The following is a 25398-nucleotide window of genomic DNA, read 5'->3' on the forward strand; positions in this document are numbered from 1 at the left end:
GGGCCGAGAAGTTGCTTTCGACCGTTCGTCAGGTAAGGCGCAAGCCCGCTGGTTGCGCGGGCTTGAGGGGAAATGAAAAAAATTATTCGGCGCTGCCTTGGGCGGTTTCGGCCGGATAGGTGGCGCGCCACAGCTCGAAGCCGCCGTCGACGCTGTAGACGTCCGAGAAGCCCTGGCCTACCAGGTAGGCGGCGGCACTCTGGCTGGAATTACCGTGATAGCAGACCACCAGCGTCGGGGCGTCGAGGTCGGCGTTGCGGATGAAGTCGGCCACCGAGTGGTTGTCCAGGTGCCGGGCACCGGTGATGTGGCCGGCAGCGAAGGCCTGGGGATCGCGAATGTCGACCACCACCGCACCTTGTGCACGCAAGGCCAGGGCCTGTTCCGGGGGGATGCGCTTGAATTCGCTCATGGGTACGCTTTCCTTCAGGTTTGATCGTTGATTCTAGTGGTTTCAGGCGCCGTACGTACGGTGCCTTCGTCGGTGCAGTCGCAGCGGTGGTATTCGCCGCTGTCCAGGTTGTACAGGGTCATGGCGCCGCCCCACACGCAACCGGTGTCCAGGGCGATGACGCCCGGCTCGTCGACCTTGCCTTCGAGGGCGGCCCAATGGCCGAAGATGATCTTCACGTGGCGCGAGCGACGATCCTTGTGGGCGTACCAGGGCTTGTAGCCTTTGGGGGCGCTGTCCAGGCCTTCCTTGCTCTTGAGGTCGAGCTTGCCGTCGGCGGTGCAGAAACGCATGCGGGTGAAGTAGTTGGTGATGACCCGCAGGCGCTCGACGCCGCTGAGGTTCTTGCTCCACTTGTTCGGTTCGTTGCCATACATGCCGTCGAGGTAGAGCTTGAGCCGGTTGTCGTCGCGCAGCACCTCTTCCACCTCTGCTGCCAGTTCCAGGGCCTTGCCCAGTGTCCACTGGGGTGGGATGCCGGCGTGGGCCATGGCGATGCCCCGGGCCTCGTCGTAATGCAGCAGCTTCTGCCGACGCAGCCAGTCAAGCAACTGGTCGGCGTCTGGCGCTTCGATGATCTCGCGCAGGGTGTCGCTTTTCTTCAGGCGCTCGATGTTCTGCCAGGCTGCGAGCAAGTGCAGGTCATGGTTGCCGAGTACGCAAACCAGCGACCCGCGGATCGCATGGAGGTAGCGCAGGGTTTCGAGCGATTCCGGGCCGCGGTTGACCAGGTCGCCCACCAGCCACAGGCGATCGGCCTTGGGATCGAAGTTGACGCGTTCGAGCAGGCATTTGAGCGGTTGCAGGCAGCCTTGCAGGTCACCGACGGCGTAGGTGGCCATCAGTGCAGGGCTCCAGGCACGGCCAGGCGGAACGGTGCGATCTCGGCGTCGAAGCGCTTACCGTCTTCGGCGAACATCTGATAGCTGCCCTGCATGGTGCCGACACGGGTGCTGATGACTGCGCCGCTGCTGTAGGTATGGCTTTGCCCGGGGGCGATGGTCGGTTGTTGGCCGATGACGCCATCGCCGCGGACTTCCTCGACAGTGCCGTCACCATTGGTGATCAGCCAGTGGCGGGCCATCAGCTTGGCCTTGAGTGTGCCGTTGTTCGACACCGTGATGGTGTAGGCGAAAGCGAAACGGTTGTTATCGGGGTCGGATTGCTCTTTGAGGAAGCGGGTCACGACGCTGACGTCGATCTGGTAGCGGGGGTCGGACATGCAAGGGCCTTGGGCGAACGGGAGCATTAACGCGATTGTCGCAGTCTAGGCCATTGAGAGGGGAGAGAGCCAGCGGTGGGCACTGTCATCGGTGTTGGGTGCTTCGCGGGTAAACCCGCTCCCACGAGGGGGACGGGTTGCCCGCGAAGGGGCAGAAAAGGCCGGGTCAGCCTTGCTGCAGTGCCAGTTGATCAGCCAGACGCACGAAGGCCGCCAGGTCCAGCTGTTCTGGGCGCAGGCTGCCATCGACGCCAGCCGCTTCGATGGCTTGGCTGTCGAGCAACCCCTTGAGTGTGTTGCGCAGGGTCTTGCGGCGCTGGTTGAAGGCTTCGCGCACCACTTGCTCGAGCAGTTTCGGATCCTTGGCCGGGTGCGGCAGCACTTCGTGCGGCACCAGGCGGACAATGGCCGAGTCCACTTTCGGTGGCGGATTGAACGCGCCAGGGCCCACATTGAACAGGTGTTCCACACGGCAGTGGTACTGCACCATGATCGACAGGCGCCCCCAGTCCCCGCCGCCCGGGCCTGCGGCCATGCGCTCGACCACTTCTTTCTGCAGCATGAAATGCATGTCGCCGATCAGTCCGGCGTGAGCCAGCAGGTGGAAGATCAGTGGCGTGGAGATGTTGTAGGGCAGGTTGCCGACCACTTTCAGGCTGCGCGGCGGCACGCCCAGGGTATTGAAGTCGAACTTCAGGGCATCGCCTTGATGCAGGCGGAAATTGTCGCGATCGGCGAACTTGTGCTGGAGGATGGGGACCAGGTCCTTGTCCAGCTCGACCACGTCGAGTTGCGCGCCGCTGCCCAGCAGGCCCTCGGTCAGGGCGCCCTGGCCCGGGCCGATCTCCAGCAGGTGCTCGCCAGCCTTGGCGTTGATCGCCCGCAGGATGCGGTCGATGATGCCGGCGTCGTGCAGGAAGTTCTGGCCGAAGCGCTTGCGCGCCCGGTGTTGGTAGTGCTCGTTCATGGTCGGTTCTCGGCCATCTGGTAGGCGGTTTCCAGGGCGACGCGCAGGCTGCCGGTGTCGACCTTGCCGCTGCCGGCCAGGTCCAGGGCGGTGCCGTGATCGACCGAGGTGCGGATGATCGGCAGGCCAAGCGTCACGTTGACTGCGGCGCCGAAGCCCTTGTACTTGAGTACGGGCAGGCCTTGGTCGTGGTACATCGCCAGCACTGCGTCGCAGTGCTCCAGATATTTGGGGGTAAACAGGGTATCGGCCGGCAACGGACCGCGCAGGTCCATGCCCTCGGCGCGCAGGCGCTCGAGCGCGGGCTCGATGATGTCGATTTCTTCGCGGCCAAGGTGGCCGCCTTCGCCGGCATGCGGGTTGAGGCCGCAGACCAGGATGCGTGGTTGGGTGATGCCGAACTTGTCGTGCAGGTCGGCATGCAGGATGCGCGTGACGCGCTCCAGGCGTTCGGCGGTGATAGCGTCGGCGATGTCGCGCAGCGGCAGGTGCGTCGTTACCAGCGCAACACGCAGACCGTGGGTGGCGAGCATCATCACCACCTGGGCTGTCTGGGTGAGGTCGGCGAGGAATTCGGTATGCCCGGAGAAGGCGATACCGCTCTCGTTGATCACGCCCTTGTGTACCGGGGCGGTGATCATCCCGGCGAAGTCGCCGTCCAGGCAACCTTGGCCCGCGCGGGTCAGGGTCTGCAGGACGAAGGCTGCGTTGCGTGAGTCCAGTTGGCCGGCAGTTACAGGCGTTGCGAGCGGTGTGTCCCACACGTAAAGACTGCCTGCGGGTGCTGGTCGGTCTGGCCAGGCATCCGGCGAGACCGGCAGCAGCACAACCGCCAGCCCCAGCTGCGCGGCCCGCTCGGCGAGCAGGTCACGGCTGGTGATGGCGATCAGGGGGTGCGGCTGAGGCTCTGCGGCGAGCAGCAGGCACAGGTCTGGACCTATGCCGGCTGGCTCACCGGGGGTGACGGCGAAGCGCAGGGGCTTCACTGGGTCGCCTGGTCGGCGCCAGGCAGCTTGATCTCAACGTAGGCTTCGTCGCGGATCTGGCGCAGCCAGGTCTGCAGCTCTTCGTCGTATTTACGGTTGCGCAGTACGTTCAGCGCCTGCTGCTCGCGGGCCTGTTCGGTACTGTCGGTGGCGCGACGGCCGAGTACTTCCAGAACATGCCAGCCGTACTGGGTGCGGAACGGTTTGGTCACTACGCCTTGCTGGGCGTTGGCCATCTGCTCGCGGAATTCCGGTACCAGGCTGTTCGGGTCGACCCAGTTCAGGTCGCCGCCGTTGAGTGCGGAACCTGGATCTTCCGAGAAGCTTTTCGCCAGTTGGGCGAAGTCTTCGCCGTTCTTGATGCGATCGTACAGGCGTTCGGCCAGTTGCTCGGTCGCCGCATCGCTGCGGATCTCGCTGGGCTTGATCAGGATGTGACGGACATGGACTTCGTCGCGCAGTACGCTTTCGCTGCCACCGCGCTTCTCCTCGAGCTTGAGGATGATGAAGCCGTTGGGGATGCGAATCGGCTGGGTGATGTCACCGATGGCCATGCTGCTGAGCATCTTGGCGAAGTCAGGTGGCAGTTGGCCGGCCTTGCGCCAGCCCATCTCGCCGCCTTCCAGGGCGTTTTCGCTGGCCGAGCGGGCGATGGCCAACTGGCCGAAGTCGGCGCCCTGGCGCAGTTGCTGGTAGACCTCGCCAGCCCTGCGTGCCGCGGCCTGGATGGCGTCCGAATTGGCGCTTTCCGGGGTCGGGATCAGGATGTTGGCCAGGCGGTATTCTTCGGACATCTGCATCTTGCCCAGGTCGGAGTTAAGGAAGTTCTTCACTTCCTGCTCGGACACCTGGATGCGCTCGGCCACGCGACGCTGGCGGACGCGGCTGATGATCATCTCGCGCTTGACCTGATCACGGGCGTCGTCGAACGACAGACCATCGTGAGCGAGGGCTGCACGGAACTGATCCAGCGACATGCCGTTGCGCTGGGCGATGGTGCTGATGGCCTGGTTGAGTTCTTCGTCGGTGATGCGAATGCCCGAGCGCTCGCCGATCTGCAGTTGCAGGTTCTCGACGATCAGGCGTTCCAGTACCTGCTGTTCCAGGGCGCCGGCAGGCGGCACGCCACCGCCGCGCTTGGCGATGGTCTGCTGCACTTCGTGGACGCGCTGGTCCAGCTGGCTTTGCATGACCACGTCGTTGTCGACGATGGCCACCACGCGGTCCAGGGGTTGCGGCGCGGCATGCACCGCACCGCTCAGCATTACGGCGCCCAGCATCAGCGGGCGCAGACGATCAATAAGCTTGCTCTTCACGGGTACGGTAACCTTGAATGCCTTGGTCCAGGAACGATTCGACCTTGTTGCCCACGACGCCGCCGAGGCCTTTGAGGACGATCTGCAGGAATACGCCGTGGTCGCCCTTTTCGTTCTGCGGCAGGGCCTGACTGAAGTCGTCGGTGTCGAGCCAGTAGCGGTTGATCAGACGCAGCTTCCAGCAGCAGCTGTCGTACTCGAAACCGCCCATCGCTTCGAGGGTGCGGTTGCGGTTGTAGTCGTGCTGCCAGCGGGCAATGACGCTCCATTGCGGCACGATCGGCCAGATGACCGAGAAATCGTGCTGCTGGATCTTGTAGTAGTCCTTGATGTAATTCGGATCGCCCGGTGTGCCGTAGTCGCCGCCGCCGACCTTCCAGGTGCCGGTAAGCGAGTCGTACGAAATAGTGTCGTTGCGGTAGCGATAACCGAGGTTGACCACCTTGTTCGGGTTGTCTTCAGGCTGGTAGTGGAACATCGCGCTGCCCGAACGGGTGCTGCGGCTGTCCGGATCCCAGTTGAAGTCCGAGTTGAAGCGCCAGTCGCGGTTGAAGGCGTACTGATACACCAGAGCGTAGGGCGAAACATTGGACTTGGCGTCGTCGCGGGTGCGGTAGTCGATACCCGGCAACTGCACCTTGCGGTCTTCGAAGTAGTAGGCCTGGCCGATGCTGAAGCGCTGGCGCTCGAAGCCGTTTTCCTCGATCCAGCGCGTAGTCACGCCCAGCGACAGCTTGTTCTCGTCGCCGATACGGTCGATACCGCTGAAGCGGTTATCGCGGAACAGCGAGTCGTAGCTGAACAGGGTTTCGCCGGAGTCGAACAGCGGGATGTCCTTCTGGTCCTTGTTAGGGACATAGAGGTAGAACAGACGTGGTTCGAGGGTCTGGCGATAGTTGGTGCCGAACAACGAGGTATTGCGGTCGAAATACAGGCCGCTGTCGACGCTGAAGATCGGGATGTCGCGGTTCAGCGAGCTGTGGTAGCTGCCGTACGCAGGGTTTGCCGACTGAGCGATTGCCTGGGCTTTGCCTTGGCTGTCTAGATCGAGATCGTAGCTGGTGTAAGCGTACTTGAGCTTCGGCGTGATGTAGCCATAGCTGGCTTCCATCGGCAGGCTCATCGCTGGGGCGATATTCAGGCGGGTGCCGTTGGCGCGGGCGATGCCGCTGACGCTTTCGTCGATACGACGGCCCCCAATGATATTGCCCGCTGGGTCGAACACATAGCCAAGCGAGCCATCTGCCTGCCCGTCCTTGTTGAACACCAGATCGTTCTTCAGATCACGATCGAATCGCACCGCTTCGGTGTTGTAGGTGAACTGCAGTCCAGCCGGATTGAAAGGCAGTACTCCGTCCAGGGTGACCTGAGGCAGGCGGTCATACGGAGTGATCTGCGAAATGGTCGCCATTTCGAAGGCATGCAGTGCCAGGCCCGCGGTGTAACCGTCGCCACGATAGGTCAGGGCGCCGCGCTGGTTGATGAAGTCACGCTTCTGCACGCCGATCTGGTCGGACTCCAGGTCCTGGAAGTAGAACGGGTCGCTGATGTCGGTGTAGTCCACCTCGGTCATCAGGCGCTCATCCAGGCCGCCCTTGTGCTGCCAGTTGACCATCCAGCGTTCTTTCTTGTAGTCCGTCTGCAGCTTGCGGTCGTCGTCCTCGTCGTTGAGGTACGCGCCGCCGAACTGACCTTCGCTCGACTTGGTCAGGTAGCGGAATTCGCCTTCCATCAACAAGCCGCGCTTGGCCATGTAGCGCGGATACAAGGTGGCGTCGTAGTTCGGCGCCAGGTTGAAGTAGTACGGCGTGACCAGCATGAAGCCGGTGTCGCTGCTGGTGCTGAACGACGGCGGCAGGAAGCCGGACTGGCGACGGTCGTCGATCGGGAAGTAGATGTACGGTGTGTAGAACACCGGAATATCCTTGACCCGAAGGGTGACGTTGGTGCCGGTACCGAAGCCGGTGGCCGGGTTCAGGGTGATGTTGTTGCCCTTGAGCTGCCATGCGTTGCTGCCCGGCTCACAGGTGGTATAGGTACCGTCCTTGAGGCGGATGATGGCGTTTTCTGCACGCTTGGCGTACAGGGCCGAGCCGCGGATGTGCGACTTGTGCATCACGTATTCGGCGTTGTCGACCTTGGCTTCGCCAGTATCGAGCTGGACCTCGGCCTGGTCGCCCACCACCAGCGTACCGTTGTCGCGAATCTTGACGTTGCCCTTGAGCTCGCCACGGTTCTCGGCCTGGTAGAGGTTGGCTTCGTCGGCTTCGGCCTGCATGCTGCCCTGGCGCATGACCACGTCACCGGCCAGAGTAGCGATCTGCTGCTCCTGCTGGTACTTGGAGACCTTGGCGTTGAGGTAGGTCGGCGACTCGTCCTTGGGCGTGGAGTCGTTCATGCCCGGACGGATCGGCTCGACGTACGCGCCGCCGCAATACGGGCCGGTCTCGGCCAACTGGGCAGCAGTGAGCTTCTCGCGGGGGACCCAGTCCAGATGGCTGTAGTCTTCGCTGCGCGATTTCAGGCCGCGGCCCTTGCTCTCGGTGACCAGTACCGGCTTGGGCTCGGCACTGCCAGCCGCCTCGGCGGTCTGGGCCTCGGTGCCGCCACTGAGCGCGGCGCCATCGTGCACAGGGCGTGGCGGCAAGTTGCTGGCTGCAGTCTTGGGCTTGCAGTCCCAACCACCGGAGGCGGACACTTGGCAGTCGAACTGCTCGGCAGCCACCACGTACGACGTGGCCAGAGGTTGCAGGGCCAGCAGACCGCCAGTGACCAGCAACGGAAACTTTCTACGAAACGCGGGGGATTTCAATGCCATCTTATTAGTCCGGGCTTCCTGCGTGCCATCTGCCCGCGTGTGGGGCCGCACGCCTCTCGATGGTCTGAAAAAGATGCTGGATAATAAAGCATGACCCGCTTGACGGCTAGGGGCCGTCGGAGACCCTTGTAATGCCTGATCATGATGTACGCCTGCAACAGCTGACTGTGTGGCTCGAAGAACAGTTACAGAATCTTTTTCGCGAAAACGCCTGGGGCGACGTGCCCGCGGGCAGTCTGACCGCAGCCAGCAGCGACGCGAGCTTTCGCCGCTACTTCCGTTGGGAAGGCGGCGGACACAGCTTCGTGATCATGGATGCGCCACCGCCGCAGGAAAATTGCGCACCTTTCGTCGCTATCGACCATTTGCTGGCCAGCGCCGGTATCAATGTGCCGGCGATCCATGCCCAGGATCTGGAGCGCGGCTTCCTGCTGTTGAGCGACCTGGGGCGTAAGACTTATCTGGAAATCATCGGTGACGACAACGCCGATAGCCTGTTCGCCGATGCCATCGATGGGTTGCTGGCCCAGCAGCAACTGCCGATGCAAGCGCCGCTGCCGAGCTACGACACCGCGCTGCTGCGCCGCGAACTGGAGCTGTTTCCCGAGTGGTATGTGGGGCGTGAACTGAAGCTGGCCTTCACCGAAGCGCAGCAGGCCAGCTGGCAGCGTATCAGCCAGCAACTGATCGACAGCGCCCTGGCCCAGCCCAAGGTGCTGGTGCACCGCGACTACATGCCGCGCAACCTCATGCAAAGCACCCCCAATCCAGGCGTGCTGGACTTCCAGGACGCCGTCTACGGCCCGGTAACCTACGACATCACCTGCCTGTTCAAGGATGCCTTCCTCAGCTGGCCGCAGGCGCGTGTCGATGGCTGGTTGCGGGATTATTGGGACAAGGCGCGGGCCGCAGGGATTGCGGTGCAGCCTGAGTTCAAAGAGTTCCAGCGTGCCAGCGACCTGATGGGCGTGCAGCGCCATCTCAAGGTGATCGGCATCTTCGCCCGCATCTGCCACCGCGATGGCAAACCGCGCTACCTCACCGACGTGCCGCGTTTCTTCGCCTATATAGATGAAGTGATCGCCCGTCGCCCGGAACTGGCCGAGCTTGGTCAACTGATTGGCGAACTCAAGGCCGGGGCACACCCATGAAAGCGATGATCCTGGCGGCAGGCAAGGGCGAGCGCATGCGCCCGCTGACCTTGCACACTCCCAAGCCCCTGGTGCCTGCGGCGGGCAAGCCGCTGATCGAGTACCACCTCGAGGCCCTGGCCAGGGCGGGGGTGCGCGACGTGGTGATCAACCATGCCTGGCTCGGGCAGCAGATCGAGGATCACCTGGGTGACGGCAGCCGCTTTGGCCTGAAGATCCGCTATTCGCCCGAGGGCGAGCCGCTGGAGACCGGCGGCGGCATCTTCAAGGCGCTGCCGCTGCTGGGGGATGCGCCGTTCCTGCTGGTCAACGGTGACGTCTGGACCGACTACGACTTCAAGCGCCTGTGCCAACCGCTTCAGGGCCTTGCGCACCTGGTGCTGGTGGACAATCCGGGGCATCACGGGCGTGGCGACTTCCGCCTCGATGGCACACGCGTCGTCGATGGCGACGATACCCCCGGCACCCTGACTTTCAGCGGCCTGTCGGTGCTCGACCCGAAGCTGTTCGAAAGCTGCCAGCCCGGTGCCTTCAAGCTCGCACCGCTGCTGCGCCAGGCAATGGCCGCCGGGCAGGTGACTGGTGAGCATTATCCTGGACAGTGGATCGACGTCGGCACCCTCGAGCGCCTGGCCGAGGTCGAGCGCCTGATCGGCGAGCGTGCCTGACATGTGGTGGCCGAGCACAGTGATTGGTGCCGGAGCCGGTTTTGCCGTGGCCAGCATTCCCGGCGCCTTGCTGGGCGCCTTGTTGGGGCAGGCCATGGACCGGCGTCTGCGCCTGCAGGGATGGGATGATGTGCGCGAGCGCCTGGGCGGGCGTCCGGCCTTGCGCGACGAAGAGTTGCTGTTCGTGTTGCTGGGGCGCCTGGCCAAGAGTGATGGGCGAGTCGCGGAAGGGCATATCTACCAGGCTCGTCAGGAAATGACCCGGCTGGACCTTGCAGAGCCCGCCCGCTTGCGGGCGATTGCGGCATTCAACCGCGGCAAGTCGGGCAAGGACCGCCTGGGGCAGTATCTGCGCCGTATCGGCCAGCAGCCCCACGGCGCGGAGGGTACGCTGCGGGCGTGCTGGCGCATGGTCTGGGCCGATGGCAAGGCGGGGCGGCACGAGCGTGAGCTGTTGCTGGACTGGGGCCAGCAATTGGGCATGAGCCGTAACCAGGTGCAGGCCTTGTCACAAGAGTATGAGCCGAGCCGTTCTGCGGTCGGGGGCGGGGTGATGACCTATGCCGCGGCGCTGCGGCTGCTGGGTGTCGAGGCCGATACCGACGGCGATCGGATCAAGCAAGCCTATCGCCGACTGGTGAGCCGGCATCACCCGGACAAGCTGGTCGGAAGCGGTGCGAGCGAGGCCCGGGTGCGCGAGGCGACCGAGCGGACGCGGGAGTTGCACCAGGCCTATGCCCTGATTCGCAAGCGGCGGGGGATCTGAGGGGCAGCGTGCGGTGGTGGATTCTTCGCGGCACTCAGCCCCTTACTCCGACGCCTGCGGCATCAACCATCCCCGCACCCGCCGGAACAACTGCTCCTGCTCTGCCGCCTTGTCACCCGGCATGGCAATCAGCGACAACTGCCGATACTGACTGTCCTTCTCGCGCTTGCTGGCCTGCAGGCGCAGCTTGGCGGCGTTCTGGTCGCGGGTGCGGGTCACGAAGTAGATATCGGCGGTCGGCACCTTAAGCGTCGGCACCAGGGCTTCGAGGTCGTGCTCGACCCGTGCCGGTGTCTGCGCCGAGATCAGTGCCAGCTTCTGCACCTGTGGCGGCTGCTTCTCGCTCACATAGCGCGCGGCCCAGTAGGCCCCGCTGCCATGGCCGATCAGTACGATGCTATGGGCATTCTGCTGCTGGGCGAAGGCCACGGCAGCATCGAGGCGGGCGAAGATGCGGGTGGCGTCGGCCGAGTCGCTCTGCTCGTCGGCCTGCACGGCGTCTGTGCCCTGCGCGGTATCAGCGTCGGCGGCCGTGGCTTGGGCAACGTTGGCGTTGGCGTCGTCCGGCGTATCCTTGGCCGGTGCACTGGCACCCTTGCCCTCATCCTTGACCGGCTTCGCCGCAGGTGTGTCTGCGCTGCGCGCCTGCGGGCTGTCGGCCAGCAGGTCGGGCAGGCTGAGGCTCAGGCTGTGCCAGCCGACATCGGGAAACTTATTGCGCAGCGGGCCGACGGCATTGGGCCAGTCGGCGGTTTCGCCGGCACCGGGAACGATGATCACGGCGCCTTTCGGGTCGCTGTCGTTGGCCGGTTTCCACAGCGCCAGGAAGTTTTCGCCGTCGGCCTGCAAGGTCTTCTGTTCGGCCTTGGGCACCAGTCGCTCCAGGGCCAGGGCGTCTTCCTGGCTGCGTTCGGCCAGGGGCGCGCGCACGGCAGTCGTTTCGGCCGCGGCGGTGGGTTTCTCGGAGTCGGCGGCGTGGGCCGCGAGCGGTAGGGCCGAGGCCAGGCAGAACATGGCCAGCGTCGTGCGATAAAGTATGAACATGGATCAACCCAAGGCCAGAATGATACCGGCAGCCTAATAGTATTTGCCCGCGACGGCCACGCAGGTGGCCGTCATTGCCAAGACGAGCGTATCGATGAAGCGAATGCGTTGCCTGTTGGTTATCGGCTGGTTGTGCCTGCCCTTGATCGCCCTGGCCAAAGCCCCGGTGCCCCCGTCGGTGGCGCTCGAGCCTGCGCAGCAGCAATGGCTCGACAGCCATCGCAGCCTGCGCGTGGGCCTGGTGCTGCAAGCACCCTATGCCCAGTTCGACCGGCGCCTGCAGCAGTTGTACGGGGCTAACGTCGAGCTGGTCAGCTGGCTGGGGCGTGCCCTGAACCTTGACCTGACCTGGCGCAACTTCCCTGACCAGGCCGACCTGGAGCATGCGTTGCAGGCTGGCGAGATCGACTTTGCCCCGGGCCTCGTGCAAACCCCGGCGAGCCTGCGCCTGTGGCTGTTCAGCGACCCCTACATGCGTGTGCCGCAGTTGCTGGTCGGCCTGCGCAGTGGTGCGCTGGCGGTCGATCTGGAGCAGCTCGGCGCCAGTGACCGGGTGGCCGTGCGCATGCCTGGCAGCCTGGCCGATTACCTGCGTGGCAACTTCGCCAATCTCAACCTGCAGGGTGTGCCCAATGAGCGCGAGGCGCTGCAACTGGTGCTGGGTGCACAGGCCCGCTACGCCGTGCTCGACGAGGCGCAGTTCAGCCGCCTGTCGCGCGAGAGCGAGTTCGGTGATCTGGTGGTCGTGGGCGATATTGGCCTGCCGCAATTGCTGCGTATCGGCTCGCGCCGCGACTGGCCGCTGTTGGCCGACGTGCTGGGGCGCGGTCTGCAGGCGATGCCGGCCAAGGAACTGGAGCAGTTGCACCAGCGTTGGTTGCAACCGAAGTACCCGCGCCTGAGCGAGTCGGCGGGGTTCTGGCAGAACCTTGCGCTGTTGTTCGGCTTGTTGCTGCTCTGCGCGATGGCCACTTTGGCGATGCAGCGTCGTCGGCAGCGCCAGCTCGAGCGAAGCCTGCTGAGTGCGCGTGAGAGCCTGCTCGAACGCCAGACCCGCGAAGAGGCACTGCGGCTGAGCCAGTTCTCCATCGACCAGAGCACCGTCGGCATCCTCTGGGTGCATTGGGACAGCCACGTGCGCTACGCCAATCATGCTGCCGAACGCATGCTTGGCCATGGCGAGGGCGAATTGCTCGAGCGACCGCTGATCGATATCGAGCCGAGCCTGCACATGGACCGCTGGCTTGAATTGTGGAAGCGCGCCCGCACGGGTGACAGTGGGGCGCAAGCGTTCGAAACCCTGTGTCGTCGTGCCGATGGCAGCGTGCTGCCGGTGGAGCTGTCACTGAGCTTCCTGCGTTTTCGCGATGCCGAATACCTAGTGGTGTTCATCACCGATATCACCGAGCGCCGCCGCGCCCTGGCGGCCCTGCGCGAGAGTGAGGCGCGGCTCAAGGGCATCGCGGGCAACGTGCCGGGGCTTGTCTTTCGCCTGGAACGTGATCCCGCCGAGGGCGAGCCTGAGTTTCCCTATGTCAGTGAGGGCAGCGAGGCGCTGGTCGGCTATGCCCCCACGCAGATCCAGCAGGCGGACATGGGGCTGCGCAATCTGGTCCACCCCGATGACCGCGCCGACTATCACCGGGTCCAGGACCTGGCGCTGGCCAGTGATCGCGACTGGTCCTGGCAAGGCCGTATTGTCACCCGCGAAGGCCTGCAGCGCTGGGCCGACATCAAGGCCAGCGCCCGGCGCCAGGCCGATGGCCGGGTGGTGTGGGACGGCATTGTCTGGGATATCACCCAGAGCAAACGGGTCGAGTTGGAGCTGGCGCGCTCCCAGGAGCAACTGCGTGAGCTGTCGGCGCACCTGGAGAGCGTGCGTGAGGAAGAGAAGGCGCGGATCGCCCGGGAAGTGCACGATGAGCTCGGGCAGATGCTCACCGTGCTCAAGCTGGAGGTGTCGATGTGCGAACTGGCGTTCGCCGAGCTCGACCCGGGGCTCAACGAGCGACTCACCAGCATGAAGCGCCTGATCGCCCAGTTGTTCCAGCTGGTGCGCGATGTGGCCACGGCGTTGCGCCCGCCGATCCTCGATGCCGGGATCGCCTCGGCCATCGAATGGCAGGCCCGGCGCTTCGAGGCGCGCACGCAGATTCCTTGCCTGGTGCAAGTGCCGGATAATCTGCCAGCATTGAGCGATGCCAAGGCCACGGGGCTGTTCCGCATCCTGCAGGAGGCGCTGACCAATGTCATGCGCCATGCCAGGGCGCATACGGTGCAGATCGAGCTCAAGCATGAAAATGACTGGCTACGCATGACAGTGATCGACGATGGCGCCGGTTTCAGTCCCGATCAGCCACGCCCCACCTCCTTCGGCCTGGTCGGCATGCGTGAGCGGGTGCTGATGCTCGGTGGCAGCGTGACCCTGGAAAGCGAGCCGGGCGAGGGCACCAGCCTGAGCGTGGCCATCCCTCTTTAGTTAGGAGAAACACCGTGATTCGAGTGCTGGTGGCCGAAGACCACACCATTGTTCGTGAAGGCATCAAGCAATTGATCGGCCTGGCCAAGGACATGCTGGTAGCGGGCGAGGCCGGCAATGGCGAGCAGTTGCTCGAAACCCTGCGCCATACACCCTGCGAGGTGGTGCTGCTGGATATCTCGATGCCGGGCGTCAATGGTCTGGAGGCGATTCCGCGAATCCGCGCGCTGAACAGTCCGCCGGCCATCCTGGTGCTGTCGATGCACGACGAAGCGCAGATGGCGGCACGCGCGCTCAAGGCGGGGGCGGCAGGCTATGCGACCAAGGATAGCGACCCGGCGTTGCTGCTGACTGCGATCCGCCGCGTCGCCGGAGGTGGGCGTTACATCGACCCGGTGCTGGCCGACCGCATGGTCTTCGAGGTGGGGCTGACCGAGACCCGGCCGCTGCACACGCTGCTGTCGGAGCGTGAGTTCTCGGTGTTCGAACGTCTGGCCCAGGGTGCCAACGTCAACGACATCGCCCAGCAGCTGGCGCTGTCGAGCAAGACCATCAGTACCCACAAGGCGCGGTTGATGCAGAAGCTCAAGGTCAACTCGCTGGCCGAACTGGTGAAGTACGCCATGGAGCACAAGCTGGTCTGATTGCGACATGCATCTGTGGGAGCGTGCTTGCCCGCGAACACGGGCGTAGCCCGTGCCAGGCAGCGCGGTGTCTTTTTCGCGGGCAAGCCCGCTCCTACACCGGTTGAAGGTGTCGGGATGAGGAGTGTTCCAATCGCGTCATTCGTGTAGGGCAATCCCTACAACAACTCTTCCATCCGGATGATGGCATTCTCTCAGTACCCCCGATTTCCGGGGCTTTGCCGTTCTTCTAGTCTTTTGCCTACGCAGTCATTCCAACAAGAAGGTGCAGGGCATGAGCGAGGCGAATTCGAACGAGACGCTGGTCAGCTTCCGTGGTGTGCAGAAGAGCTACGACGGCGAATCGCTGATCGTCAAGGACCTCAACCTCGACATCCGCAAGGGCGAGTTCCTCACCCTGCTCGGCCCTTCCGGTTCGGGCAAGACCACCAGCCTGATGATGCTGGCCGGCTTCGAGACCCCAACCGCCGGTGAGATCCAGCTGGCCGGTCGCTCGATCAACAACGTGCCACCGCACAAGCGTGACATCGGCATGGTGTTCCAGAACTATGCGCTGTTCCCGCACATGACCGTCGCCGAGAACCTGGCATTCCCCCTGAGCGTACGCAACCTGAGCAAGACCGACATCAGCGAGCGGGTCAAGCGTGTGCTCAACATGGTCCAGCTCGACAGCTTCGCCAAGCGCTACCCCGGCCAGCTTTCCGGCGGCCAGCAGCAGCGTGTGGCGCTGGCGCGGGCACTGGTGTTCCAGCCGCAGCTGGTGCTGATGGACGAGCCGCTCGGTGCGCTCGACAAGCAGTTGCGCGAACACATGCAGATGGAGATCAAGCATATCCACCAGCGCCTGGGCGTGACCGTGGTCTATGTCACCCACGACCAGGGCGAGGCGCTGACCATGTCCGACCGCGTGGCGGTGTTCCACCAGGGTGAGATCCAGCAGATCGCCGACCCGCGCACCCTCTACGAAGAGCCCGCCAACACCTTCGTCGCCAACTTCATCGGCGAGAACAACCGCATCAACGGCACCTTGCTGGCGCGCAACGGTGAGCGCTGCCAGGTGCAACTGGCACGTGGCGAGAAGGTCGAGGCGCTGGCGGTGAACGTCGGCCAGGCCGGCGAGCCGGTGACCCTCTCGATCCGCCCCGAGCGCGTGCGCCTCAACGGCCACAGCGAGCATTGCGTCAACCGCTTCTCCGGCCGCGTGGCCGAGTTCATCTACCTGGGCGACCACGTGCGGGTGCGCCTGGAAGTCTGCGGCAAGGCCGACTTCTTCGTGAAGCAGCCAATCGCCGAGCTCGACCCGGCCCTGGCCGTGGGCGATGTGGTACCGCTTGGCTGGGAGGTGGAGCACGCCCGCGCGCTCGATCCGATTGCCGAAGCCCACTGATCGATTGCTTCACCAACCCTGTACTGTGGAGAGAATAATAATGCGCAAGCAGTTGAAACTGACCGCCCTGGCCCTGGGGCTGTTCACCGCGGGCCAGGCCCTGGCCGCGGACCTCACCGTGGTGTCTTTCGGCGGCGCCAACAAGGCAGCCCAGGTCAAGGCGTTCTACGAGCCATGGGAGAAGGCCGGCAAGGGCAAGATCGTCGCTGGTGAGTACAACGGCGAGATGGCCAAGGTCAAAGCCATGGTCGATACCAAGAGCGTGTCGTGGGACCTGGTGGAGGTGGAGTCGCCAGAGCTGGAGCGCGGTTGCCAGGAAGGCCTGTTCGAGGAGCTCGACCCCGCGCCGTTCGGCAACGCGGCCGACTACGTACCCGGTGCGATCCAGGGCTGCGGCGTAGGCTTCTTCGTGTGGTCCACGGTGCTGGCCTACAACGCCGACAAACTCCAGACCGCGCCCACCAGTTGGGCCGATTTCTGGGACACCAAGAAATTCCCCGGCAAGCGCGGCCTGCGCAAGGGCGCCAAGTACACCTTGGAATTCGCCCTGATGGCCGACGGCGTAGCGCCCAAGGATGTGTACTCGGTGCTGCAGACCAAAGCCGGTGTAGACCGCGCCTTCAAGAAGCTCGACGAGCTCAAGCCGAACATCCAGTGGTGGGAAGCCGGCGCCCAGCCGCCGCAGTACCTGGCCTCGGGTGACGTGGTCATGAGCTCGGCCTACAACGGCCGGATCGCTGCGGTACAGAAGGACAGCAACCTGAAGGTGGTGTGGAACGGCGGGATCTACGACTTCGACGCCTGGGCCATTCCGAAGGGTGCGAAGAACGTGGAAGAGGCGAAGAAGTTCATCGCCTATACCGTGCAACCGGCACAGCAGAAGATCTACTCCGAGAACATCGCCTACGGGCCTGCCAACTCCAAGGCCATCGAACTGCTGTCGGACGATGTGAAGAAGGACATGCCGACCACGCCCGAGAACATCGCCAACCAGGTGCAGATCGACGTGGCCTTCTGGGCCGACAACAGCGAGCAGTTGGAGCAACGCTTCAACGCCTGGGCTGCGAAGAAGTAACGCGCCTCAAAGGAGCGCCGGGGTTTGATCGGCGCTCCCTCGTTTTCTGTGTTTTTCGGAGTTCGCCATGGCCATTGCAGTGCCCCTGAATGAAGGCGCAGGTCCAAGTCTAAAACAGCGCCTCAAGCGCGCCGAACGGGTCAACCGCTGGAAGGCCCAGGCGTTGATCGCGCCGCTGGCGCTGTTCCTGCTGCTGGTGTTCCTCGTACCGATCGCCGCACTTTTGTACAAGAGCGTCGAAAACCCCGAGGTGGTCGCAGGCCTGCCGCGCACCGTTGAAGCCGTGTTGCAGTGGGACGGCAAGAGCCTGCCCGACGAGGCGGTATACAAGGCCCTCAGCGAGGACCTGGCCGAATCGCGCAAGAACCAGACCCTGGGCGAGCTTTCCAAGCGCTTGAACATGGAACTGGCCGGCTACCGCAGCCTGCTGTCCAAGACAGCACGTGCACTGCCGTTCAAGACCGAACCGGCTTCCTATAAAGAAGCCCTGCAAGCCCTTGATGAGCGCTGGGGCGACCCGGCCTACTGGCAGGCAATTCGCCGTAACACCAGCGAGGTGACACCTTTCTACCTGCTGGCCTCGCTGGATCACCGCATCGATGATCTGGGCGAACTGGCCAAGACCACCCCTGACCAGGCCATTTATCTGGACATTTTTGCCCGCACCCTGTGGATGGGGGTGGTGATCACCGTGATCTGCCTGGTGCTGGCCTATCCGCTCGCCTACCTGCTGGCCAACCTGCCGACCCGGCAGAGCAACCTGTTGATGATCCTGGTGCTGCTGCCGTTCTGGACTTCGATCCTGGTGCGGGTGGCGGCGTGGATCGTGCTGTTGCAGTCTGGCGGCCTGATCAATAGCGCGCTGATGGCCATTGGCATCATCGATCAGCCGCTGGAGCTAGTGTTCAACCGCACCGGGGTCTACATCTCCATGGTGCACATCCTGTTGCCGTTCATGATCCTGCCGTTGTACAGCGTGATGAAGGGCATTTCGCCGAGCTACATGCGGGCGGCGATTTCGCTGGGCTGTCATCCGTTCGCCAGCTTCTGGCGAGTGTATTTCCCGCAGACCTACGCTGGTGTCGGCGCCGGCTGCCTATTGGTGTTCATCCTTGCCATCGGCTACTACATCACCCCGGCCCTGCTGGGCAGCCCGAACGACCAGATGGTCAGCTATTTCGTCGCCTTCTATACCAACACCAGCATCAACTGGGGCATGGCCACGGCCCTGGGCGGCTTGCTGTTGCTGGCAACCGTGCTGCTGTACCTGATCTATAGCTGGCTGGTCGGCGCCAGCCGCCTGCGCCTGAGCTGAGGAGCCTTGTCATGCTGAGCCCTTACATGTCGCCCGTGGAGCGGGTCTGGTTCTACAGCCTGCGCATTCTCTGCGGCCTGATCCTGTTGTTCCTGGTCTTGCCGGTGCTGGTGATCATTCCGCTGTCGTTCAACAGCGGCAGCTTCCTGGTGTACCCGCTGCAAGGCTTTTCGCTGCAGTGGTACCAGGACTTCTTCGCCTCTGCCGAATGGATGCGCGCGCTGAAGAACAGCATCATCGTCGCTCCGGCGGCCACGGTACTGGCCATGGTGTTCGGCACCCTGGCCGCGATCGGCCTGACCCGCGGCGACTTCCCCGGCAAGTCGCTGGTGATGGCGCTGGTGATTTCGCCGATGGTGGTGCCGGTGGTGATCATCGGTGTGGCCAGCTACTTGTTCTTCGCGCCGCTGGGGATGGGTAACAGCTTCATTTCGTTGATCCTGGTGCACGCGGTGCTCGGTGTGCCGTTCGTGATCATCACCGTGTCGGCGACGCTTCAGGGCTTCAACTACAACCTGGTGCGCGCCGCAGCCAGCCTCGGCGCCTCGCCCTTGCTGACCTTCCGTCGGGTGACCTTGCCGCTGATTGCACCGGGAGTGATCTCCGGGGCGCTGTTCGCCTTCGCCACCTCGTTCGATGAAGTGGTGGTGACGTTGTTCCTCGCCGGGCCCGAGCAGGCGACCCTGCCGCGGCAGATGTTCAGCGGTATCCGCGAGAACCTCAGCCCGACCATTGCGGCGGCGGCCACGTTGCTGATTGCGTTTTCGGTGATCCTGCTGCTGACCCTGGAGTGGTTGCGCGGACGCAGCGAGAAGTTGCGGACCCAGCAGCCGGCCTGATCCTGCGGCGGCTGCACCGGCCTCATCGCGGGACAAGCCCGCTCCCACGGTTGCCCCGCTGCTCATGAGGGCAGCGTTGTACTGGTAGGAGCGGGCTTGCCCGCGAAGAGGCCAGTGCAACCGTTGCCGATTTCGGGCACTGCTCGACACCAATTGATACCAATCAGCCCCCGTCCACTTCCCTGAGTTACAATGCGCGCCACCGTGATTTCCACCACATAGGTGCGCCATGCAGCCCTACGCTATTGCCCCCTCCATTCTTTCCGCCGATTTCGCCCGCCTGGGTGAGGACGTCGACAAGGTTCTGGCCGCCGGGGCCGACATCGTTCACTTCGATGTCATGGACAACCACTACGTGCCTAACCTGACCATCGGCCCGATGGTCTGCACGGCACTGCGCAAGTACGGCGTGACCGCGCCGATCGATGTGCACCTGATGGTCAGCCCGGTCGACCGCATCATCGGCGACTTCATCGAGGCCGGCGCGACCTACATCACCTTCCACCCGGAAGCGTCGCAACACATCGACCGTTCGCTGCAACTGATCAAGGACGGCGGCTGCAAGGCCGGCCTGGTATTCAACCCGGCCACCAGCCTGGACGCACTGAAATACGTGATGGACAAGGTCGACATGGTCCTGCTGATGAGCGTCAACCCAGGCTTCGGCGGGCAGAAGTTCATCCCCGGCACCCTCGACAAGCTGCGCGAGGCCCGCGCCCTGATCGATGCCAGCGGACGTGATATCCGCCTGGAGATCGATGGCGGCGTCAACGTCGGCAACATCCGCGAAATCGCCGCTGCTGGCGCCGACACCTTCGTGGCCGGTTCGGCGATCTTCAACGCCCCGGACTACCAGGAAGTGATCGCCAAGATGCGTGCCGAACTGGCCCAGGCCCGCCCATGAGTGGCTTCGAGCAGCTGTTCCCGGGGACGCTGCCCAGGCTGGTGATGTTCGATCTGGACGGTACGTTGATCGATTCGGTACCGGACCTGGCCGCCGCCGTGGACCGCATGCTGCTCGAACTCGGGCGCCCGCCCGCAGGGCTGGATGCCGTGCGCCAGTGGGTGGGCAACGGTGCCGAGGTGCTGGTGCGCCGCGCCCTGGCCGGCGGCATCGAGCACGACGCTGTCGATGCGCAACTGGCCGAGCGTGCGCTGGCACTGTTCATGGAAGCTTATGGTGAAAGCCATGAGCTGACCGTGGTCTACCCGGGCGTGCGCGACACCTTGCGCTGGTTGCGCAAGCAGGGCGTGGAGATGGCCCTGATCACCAACAAGCCCGAACGCTTTGTCGGGCCGTTGCTGGACCAGATGAAGATTGGTCGCTATTTCCGCTGGATCATCGGTGGCGACACCCTGCCACAGAAAAAGCCCGACCCGGCGGCGCTGCTGTTCGTCATGAAGATGGCCGGCATCGCACCCGAGCAGTCGCTGTTCGTCGGCGACTCGCGCAGTGACGTGCAGGCGGCCAGGGCCGCGGGGGTCAAGAGCGTCGGCCTGACCTACGGCTACAACCACGGCCGGCCGATCGACGAGGAATCACCGAGCCTGGTACTCGACGATCTGCGCCTGCTGCTGCCCGGTTGCTTAGTCACCGACACTGGGATAACGTGGGCGGACCTTCAAGCCTCCCAAGACAGAGACTCCACTGTGGGTGTTACCGGCAAATTCTGGATGAAAGTCATCAAGGCCCTGGCCCGTTGGCGCTGGCGCGCCTGACTCCCGCTCGCCGGCGCCTGCCGGCCCGTCCGCTTGCCCGAACCCATTGCTGCTTGCCACGAGGCTACCCATGACCCGCGAAGAATTCCTGCGCCTGGCCGCTGCCGGCTACAACCGCATTCCCCTGGCCTGTGAAACCCTGGCCGACTTCGATACGCCGCTGTCGATCTACCTGAAGCTTGCCGACCAGGCCAACTCTTATCTGCTCGAGTCCGTGCAGGGCGGGGAGAAGTGGGGGCGCTACTCGATGATCGGTTTGCCTTCGCGCACGGTGATGCGCGTGCACGGCTACCGTGTGAGCATCCTGCACGATGGCGTCGAGGTAGAGAGCCACGAGGTCGAAGATCCACTGGCATTCGTCGAGTCGTTCAAGGACCGCTACAAGGTCGCCGACATTCAAGGCCTGCCGCGCTTCAATGGTGGCCTGGTCGGCTATTTCGGCTATGACTGCGTGCGCTATGTCGAGAAGCGCCTGGGCGCCTGCCCGAACCCGGATCCGCTGGGGGTGCCGGACATCCTGCTGATGGTCTCCGACGCCGTGGTGGTGTTCGACAACCTGGCCGGCAAGATGCATGCGATCGTGCTGGTCGACCCGTCTGAGGAGCAGGCCTTCGAGCAGGGCAAGGCGCGTCTGGAGGGCTTGCTCGACACGCTGCGTCAGCCGATCACTCCGCGTCGGGGACTGGACCTCAGCGGGCCGATGGCCGCTGAGCCTGAATTCCGCTCCAGCTACACCCGGGACGACTACGAGAATGCGGTCGGGCGGATCAAGGAGTACATCCTCGCTGGCGACTGCATGCAGGTCGTGCCGTCGCAGCGCATGTCCATCGACTTCAAGGCTGCGCCCATCGACCTGTACCGGGCGCTGCGCTGCTTCAACCCGACGCCCTACATGTACTTCTTCAACTTCGGCGACTTCCATGTGGTCGGCAGCTCGCCGGAAGTGCTGGTGCGGGTCGAGGACAATCTGGTCACCGTACGTCCGATCGCCGGCACCCGCCCACGCGGCGCCAACGAGGAGGCCGACCGCGCGCTGGAAGACGACTTGCTGTCGGACGACAAGGAAATCGCCGAGCACCTGATGCTGATCGACCTGGGGCGCAACGATGTGGGGCGTGTGTCGTCCACGGGCAGCGTGCGCCTGACCGAGAAAATGGTGATCGAGCGTTATTCGAACGTCATGCATATCGTCTCGAACGTCACCGGCGAGCTGGCCGAGGGGCTGACGGCGATGGACGCACTGCGAGCGATCCTGCCGGCCGGCACCTTGTCGGGCGCGCCGAAGATCCGGGCGATGGAGATCATCGACGAGCTGGAGCCGGTCAAGCGGGGTGTCTATGGTGGTGCAGTGGGTTACTTTGCCTGGAACGGCAACATGGACACCGCCATTGCCATCCGTACTGCGGTGATCAAGGACGGCGAGCTGCACGTACAAGCCGGTGGCGGTATCGTTGCCGACTCGGTGCCGGCACTGGAGTGGGAAGAGACAATCAACAAGCGGCGGGCGATGTTCCGGGCCGTGGCGCTTGCCGAGCAGACGCCGCGCGGCTGATGGATGAAGAAACGGCGCTCTGGTGAGCGCCGTTTTTTTTGGTGGTGTGAGGGGGCTGCTGTGCAGCCCATCGCGGGGCCAGCCCGCTCCTACAGGTTCACTGCAATTTCTGTAGGAGCGGGCTGGCCACGCGATGGGTTAACCCTCAAAAGTCCAGGCTCACCGCCAGGCTGACGCCCTGCTGACGCAGCTCATCACTCTTGCGCCAGTTGTAGTTCCCCCGCAGGTTCACCCCCGGCACCAGTTCATGGCTGAGGCCCAGGCTTGCCCGGGTCAGGTTGCTGTGCGGCGTGTAGCCGGCCAGGGTGAAGTCGTTGCCCGGCAGGGTGGTCAGGTGCATGGTCAGGTCCTGGCGGTCATCCTCGAACTCGTGCTCGCGCGCGACCTCGGCGAACAACCGCGTGCTTGGCAGCACCTGCACAGTGCCCAGCAGGCCCGCGCCCAGTCGGCGGGACTTGCGCTCCTGATCATCGAAGCTCAGGGCCGTCGAGCGACCGCTCTTCTCGTCATAACCATCGACCTTGACCCGTGCATAGTCGGCGCTGATGAACGGAGCCAGTTGCCAACGGCTCTCGTCGGCGGCCAGGTTGTAGCCCAGCCGTCCACTGATGGCCCAGGCCTCGCCATCGGTGTCGCCTTTCTCGGTGCGTTCGCTGGCGCCGAGGGCAAAGCTGCGCTTGAGGTCGCTGTAGTCCAGGTGGCCGGCAGTCAGCGTCGTATCGGCCCACCAGCGGTTCTGGCGGAACTGGGCGAAGGCACTGGCCAGGTAGCTGTCGAGCTTGTAGTCCGAGTCCTGTTGGCCTGCCTCCAGTTTCTGTCTGTAGACGCCCGCTGCCAGACCGACGCGCCAGGCATCATCGAGCCGGTAGCTGCCGCCGAGGGTCAGGTTGTAGCCGCGGCCATCGCCACTTGCCGAACTGCGCTGGCTGCCGAAATCCAGGTCCTGGGCGCCGGTGGCGACGAAGGCTTGCCACTGGCCGACCGCCTGCCAGGGTGTCTGCCGCTGGTTGCGCAGCTCATCCTGGTGAGCACGCAAGCTGGCGTGGGCCATTTCCGGAAGCAGCGTCAGTTCCCAAGGGGCGGCGAGGATGGAGTAGGCGTAGTCGGCGATCAGTTGCTGGCCAGCAATGGTTGGATGTACCGAGTCGTTGAACAGCAGCCGGGTTGGGTCGGGGTTGCTGCCGTTGGCGCCATAGACCGGGTTTTGCACGCAGCTGTCGCCGCTGTAGCAAGTGCCGACCAGATTCTGGTCTGCGGCCAGGCCGAACTCCGCCGGGCTGCGCAGTGCTTCGCCGAGCAAGGTGGGGATGTTCAGCGGGATGATTTCGGCATCGATCTGGCGCAATTGGTTGAGTAGCGACTGGTTGAACACGCCCGAGAGCTGCGACAGCGGCCCCTGCTGTGGTGTACCGCTGAAGTTCGGGGTCTGCCCCAGGTCGGGCAGCAGCCACACCATGATGTAGCGCGCCCCGCCCTGTTGCAGGGCCTGGGCGCTGGCGGCGAGGCGCGCACCTGCGGCGGCTGCATCGGCGGCGCTGTTGACGCGGCCTTGAAGGAAGTCGTTGCCGCCGCCGGTGATGTAATAAAGGGCATTCGGATCGGCCTGCAGGCCATTGGCCAGGTAGCCCGGGCGTTCGCGCAGGACGGTCCCGGCTCCCTGGTTGCCCGGCGGTACGATCAGCTCGGAAGAGTCGGTGATGGAGTCGAGGATCTGGTCGGTCCGGTAGCCGCCGACTGCCCAGTTGTTGCCGTCCGGACGAATTCCCAGGGAGGTCGACGGGTTGAGCTGGTCCGGGTCGATGCCGAGGCGCCCGCCGAGGATCATTGGCGATACCGGGGCGAAGTTGCCATTGGCATCACGATTGGTGAAGCGTCGGCCCTCGGTGCCACCGGTGAGGTCAGGGAACTGCCCGGCATCGCTGAGGCTGTCGCCGAACACGATCAGCGAAGAGTATGGCGAGGGTGCTGCCATGGCCTGGCTGCAGGCGAGGGTGAGCAGGCACAGGGCCGTGCGCAGGAAAGGTGGCTGTCGCATGTGTGAAGTTCCTTTTCATTGTTTTTATGGAGACAAGCCCGAAGACCTTAGCAAAAAAGCGCGCGGTCCGTTCGTTTCCCGGTATTTACGGCGTATTGCGCCTCTCGTCGCGGTAGGCTACTGTGCCGGGACGTATGAGCGAGAACTACCCCGTGTTGATCGTCAGCAAACTCCTGATGCGCGTTATCAAGGCTCACGCCCGTTGGCGTTGGCGCGCCTGACTCTTTCTCCTGCCGGTCCTGTCCGGCCCGTCCCCGTTTGCCCTCCTGTCGTTCCAGTTTCGCCGTCGCGGCAGAACCGCGCCCATGGCCGACGCAGGAAGGTTCGAAAGCACAGTCAGTAGATTCAAGAGGTTGCCCCCAGATGTTACTGATGATCGACAATTACGACTCCTTCACCTACAACGTCGTCCAGTACCTCGGCGAGTTGGGTGCCGAGGTCAAGGTCATTCGCAACGACGAACTGACCATCGCCCAGATCGAAGCCCTCAACCCGGAGCGCATCGTCGTCTCGCCCGGCCCTTGCACGCCCAGTGAGGCAGGCGTTTCCATCGAGGCCATCCTGCACTTTGCCGGCAAGCTGCCGATCCTCGGCGTGTGCCTGGGTCACCAGTCCATCGGCCAGGCGTACGGCGGTGACGTGGTGCGGGCCCGCCAGGTAATGCACGGCAAGACCAGCCCAGTGTTACACCGCGACCTGGGCGTGTTCGCCGGCCTGAACAACCCGTTGACCGTGACCCGCTACCATTCGCTGGTGGTCAAGCGCGAAACCCTGCCGGACTGCCTCGAAGTTACCGCCTGGACTGCCCATGAAGACGGTTCGGTCGACGAGATCATGGGCTTGCGTCACAAAACCCTGAACATCGAAGGGGTGCAGTTCCACCCCGAGTCCATCCTCACCGAGCAGGGTCACGAGCTGTTCGCCAATTTCCTCAAGCAGACCGGCGGCCGCCGCTAAGGACCGA

General features: G+C 64.0%; 22 protein-coding genes. 13 read left to right on the plus strand and 9 right to left on the minus strand.

The genetic code is table 11. From position 1 onward, the window contains the following. Nucleotides 1–82: 82 nt before the first annotated feature. The 7 genes from glpE to HU729_RS08575 all read right to left on the minus strand — a co-directional run bounded on the left by glpE (nucleotide 83) and on the right by HU729_RS08575 (nucleotide 7760). Entirely contained in the window at nucleotides 83–412 is a 330-nt protein-coding gene (gene glpE / locus HU729_RS08545; protein ID WP_186667548.1) for a thiosulfate sulfurtransferase GlpE, read from the minus strand. Between the two features lie 14 nt (nucleotides 413–426). Further along, the gene (locus HU729_RS08550) at nucleotides 427–1293 is read right to left on the minus strand and encodes a symmetrical bis(5'-nucleosyl)-tetraphosphatase (RefSeq protein ID WP_186709541.1); all 867 of its coding nucleotides are present in this window, start codon (nucleotides 1291–1293) and stop codon (nucleotides 427–429) included. Continuing rightward, on the minus strand, nucleotides 1293–1673 hold the full coding sequence (gene apaG, locus HU729_RS08555) for a Co2+/Mg2+ efflux protein ApaG (protein WP_186667550.1): 381 nt from the start codon (nucleotides 1671–1673) through the stop codon (nucleotides 1293–1295). The genes HU729_RS08550 and apaG overlap by 1 nt, the downstream gene beginning before the upstream one ends. 166 nt (nucleotides 1674–1839) lie before the next feature. Then, nucleotides 1840–2640, minus strand: a complete 801-nt coding sequence (rsmA, locus tag HU729_RS08560) for a 16S rRNA (adenine(1518)-N(6)/adenine(1519)-N(6))-dimethyltransferase RsmA (RefSeq protein WP_186709542.1) — start codon at nucleotides 2638–2640, stop codon at nucleotides 1840–1842. Continuing rightward, entirely contained in the window at nucleotides 2637–3626 is a 990-nt protein-coding gene (pdxA, locus tag HU729_RS08565; protein WP_186709543.1) for a 4-hydroxythreonine-4-phosphate dehydrogenase PdxA, read from the minus strand. Before pdxA ends, rsmA begins: the two co-directional genes overlap by 4 nt. Continuing rightward, complete coding sequence (gene surA / locus HU729_RS08570) at nucleotides 3623–4942, minus strand: peptidylprolyl isomerase SurA (protein ID WP_186667553.1); 1320 nt, start codon at nucleotides 4940–4942, stop codon at nucleotides 3623–3625. Before surA ends, pdxA begins: the two co-directional genes overlap by 4 nt. Next, the gene (locus HU729_RS08575) at nucleotides 4923–7760 is read right to left on the minus strand and encodes an LPS-assembly protein LptD (protein WP_186667554.1); all 2838 of its coding nucleotides are present in this window, start codon (nucleotides 7758–7760) and stop codon (nucleotides 4923–4925) included. Before HU729_RS08575 ends, surA begins: the two co-directional genes overlap by 20 nt. 131 nt (nucleotides 7761–7891) lie before the next feature. Between HU729_RS08575 and HU729_RS08580 the strand changes: the two genes are divergently transcribed. From HU729_RS08580 to HU729_RS08590, 3 genes are read left to right on the plus strand one after another with little or no spacing between them, the layout of a single operon-like run. Beyond that, nucleotides 7892–8911, plus strand: coding sequence for a phosphotransferase (locus HU729_RS08580; RefSeq protein WP_186709546.1), 1020 nt, complete (start codon nucleotides 7892–7894; stop codon nucleotides 8909–8911). After that, complete coding sequence (murU, locus tag HU729_RS08585) at nucleotides 8908–9579, plus strand: N-acetylmuramate alpha-1-phosphate uridylyltransferase MurU (protein ID WP_186709548.1); 672 nt, start codon at nucleotides 8908–8910, stop codon at nucleotides 9577–9579. The genes HU729_RS08580 and murU overlap by 4 nt, the downstream gene beginning before the upstream one ends. Before the next feature lies 1 nt (nucleotide 9580). Then, nucleotides 9581–10345, plus strand: coding sequence for a TerB family tellurite resistance protein (locus HU729_RS08590; RefSeq protein ID WP_186709562.1), 765 nt, complete (start codon nucleotides 9581–9583; stop codon nucleotides 10343–10345). A 42-nt stretch (nucleotides 10346–10387) separates the two neighbouring features. Here the strand turns inward: HU729_RS08590 and HU729_RS08595 are convergent, their stop codons facing one another. Next, complete coding sequence (locus HU729_RS08595) at nucleotides 10388–11389, minus strand: alpha/beta hydrolase family protein (protein WP_186667557.1); 1002 nt, start codon at nucleotides 11387–11389, stop codon at nucleotides 10388–10390. A 94-nt stretch (nucleotides 11390–11483) separates the two neighbouring features. On the opposite strand from HU729_RS08595, the gene HU729_RS08600 reads away from it, so the two are divergent. The 9 genes from HU729_RS08600 (at nucleotide 11484) to trpE (ending at nucleotide 22399) form a co-directional block, all read left to right on the plus strand. Beyond that, nucleotides 11484–13868 (plus strand): sensor histidine kinase, encoded by a 2385-nt coding sequence (locus tag HU729_RS08600; RefSeq protein WP_186709549.1) that lies wholly within the window; start codon nucleotides 11484–11486, stop codon nucleotides 13866–13868. A 14-nt stretch (nucleotides 13869–13882) separates the two neighbouring features. Further along, the gene (locus HU729_RS08605) at nucleotides 13883–14512 is read left to right on the plus strand and encodes a response regulator transcription factor (protein WP_054892229.1); all 630 of its coding nucleotides are present in this window, start codon (nucleotides 13883–13885) and stop codon (nucleotides 14510–14512) included. Nucleotides 14513–14786: 274 nt separating this feature from the next. Beyond that, nucleotides 14787–15899, plus strand: coding sequence for an ABC transporter ATP-binding protein (locus HU729_RS08610; protein ID WP_186709550.1), 1113 nt, complete (start codon nucleotides 14787–14789; stop codon nucleotides 15897–15899). A 40-nt stretch (nucleotides 15900–15939) separates the two neighbouring features. Beyond that, nucleotides 15940–16974 carry an ABC transporter substrate-binding protein gene (locus tag HU729_RS08615; protein WP_054892231.1) on the plus strand — a complete coding sequence of 345 codons (1035 nt, stop codon included), beginning with the start codon at nucleotides 15940–15942 and terminating at the stop codon, nucleotides 16972–16974. A gap of 67 nt (nucleotides 16975–17041) precedes the next feature. Then, nucleotides 17042–18289 (plus strand): ABC transporter permease, encoded by a 1248-nt coding sequence (locus HU729_RS08620; RefSeq protein ID WP_186709551.1) that lies wholly within the window; start codon nucleotides 17042–17044, stop codon nucleotides 18287–18289. Nucleotides 18290–18300: 11 nt separating this feature from the next. Further along, nucleotides 18301–19128: an ABC transporter permease gene (locus tag HU729_RS08625; RefSeq protein WP_054892233.1), complete on the plus strand. Its 828-nt coding sequence runs from the start codon at nucleotides 18301–18303 to the stop codon at nucleotides 19126–19128. A gap of 229 nt (nucleotides 19129–19357) precedes the next feature. Continuing rightward, a complete protein-coding gene (rpe, locus tag HU729_RS08630) occupies nucleotides 19358–20032 on the plus strand; it encodes a ribulose-phosphate 3-epimerase (protein ID WP_054892234.1) in 675 nt (224 codons plus the stop codon). Further along, nucleotides 20029–20847 carry a phosphoglycolate phosphatase gene (locus HU729_RS08635; RefSeq protein WP_186667561.1) on the plus strand — a complete coding sequence of 273 codons (819 nt, stop codon included), beginning with the start codon at nucleotides 20029–20031 and terminating at the stop codon, nucleotides 20845–20847. Before rpe ends, HU729_RS08635 begins: the two co-directional genes overlap by 4 nt. A 70-nt stretch (nucleotides 20848–20917) precedes the next feature. Further along, nucleotides 20918–22399, plus strand: coding sequence for an anthranilate synthase component I (gene trpE, locus HU729_RS08640; protein WP_186709552.1), 1482 nt, complete (start codon nucleotides 20918–20920; stop codon nucleotides 22397–22399). Between the two features lie 145 nt (nucleotides 22400–22544). Here trpE and estP read toward each other — a convergent pair whose 3' ends face one another. Then, nucleotides 22545–24434, minus strand: coding sequence for an esterase EstP (gene estP, locus HU729_RS08645; RefSeq protein ID WP_186709554.1), 1890 nt, complete (start codon nucleotides 24432–24434; stop codon nucleotides 22545–22547). A gap of 363 nt (nucleotides 24435–24797) precedes the next feature. Here estP and HU729_RS08650 point away from each other — a divergent pair, with 363 nt between their 5' ends. Next, entirely contained in the window at nucleotides 24798–25391 is a 594-nt protein-coding gene (locus HU729_RS08650; protein WP_186709556.1) for an aminodeoxychorismate/anthranilate synthase component II, read from the plus strand. The last annotated feature ends 7 nt before the right edge of the window (nucleotides 25392–25398 follow it).

The sequence above is a fragment of the Pseudomonas sp. RW10S2 genome (genome assembly GCF_014268985.1).
Lineage (GTDB): Bacteria > Pseudomonadota > Gammaproteobacteria > Pseudomonadales > Pseudomonadaceae > Aquipseudomonas > Aquipseudomonas wayambapalatensis.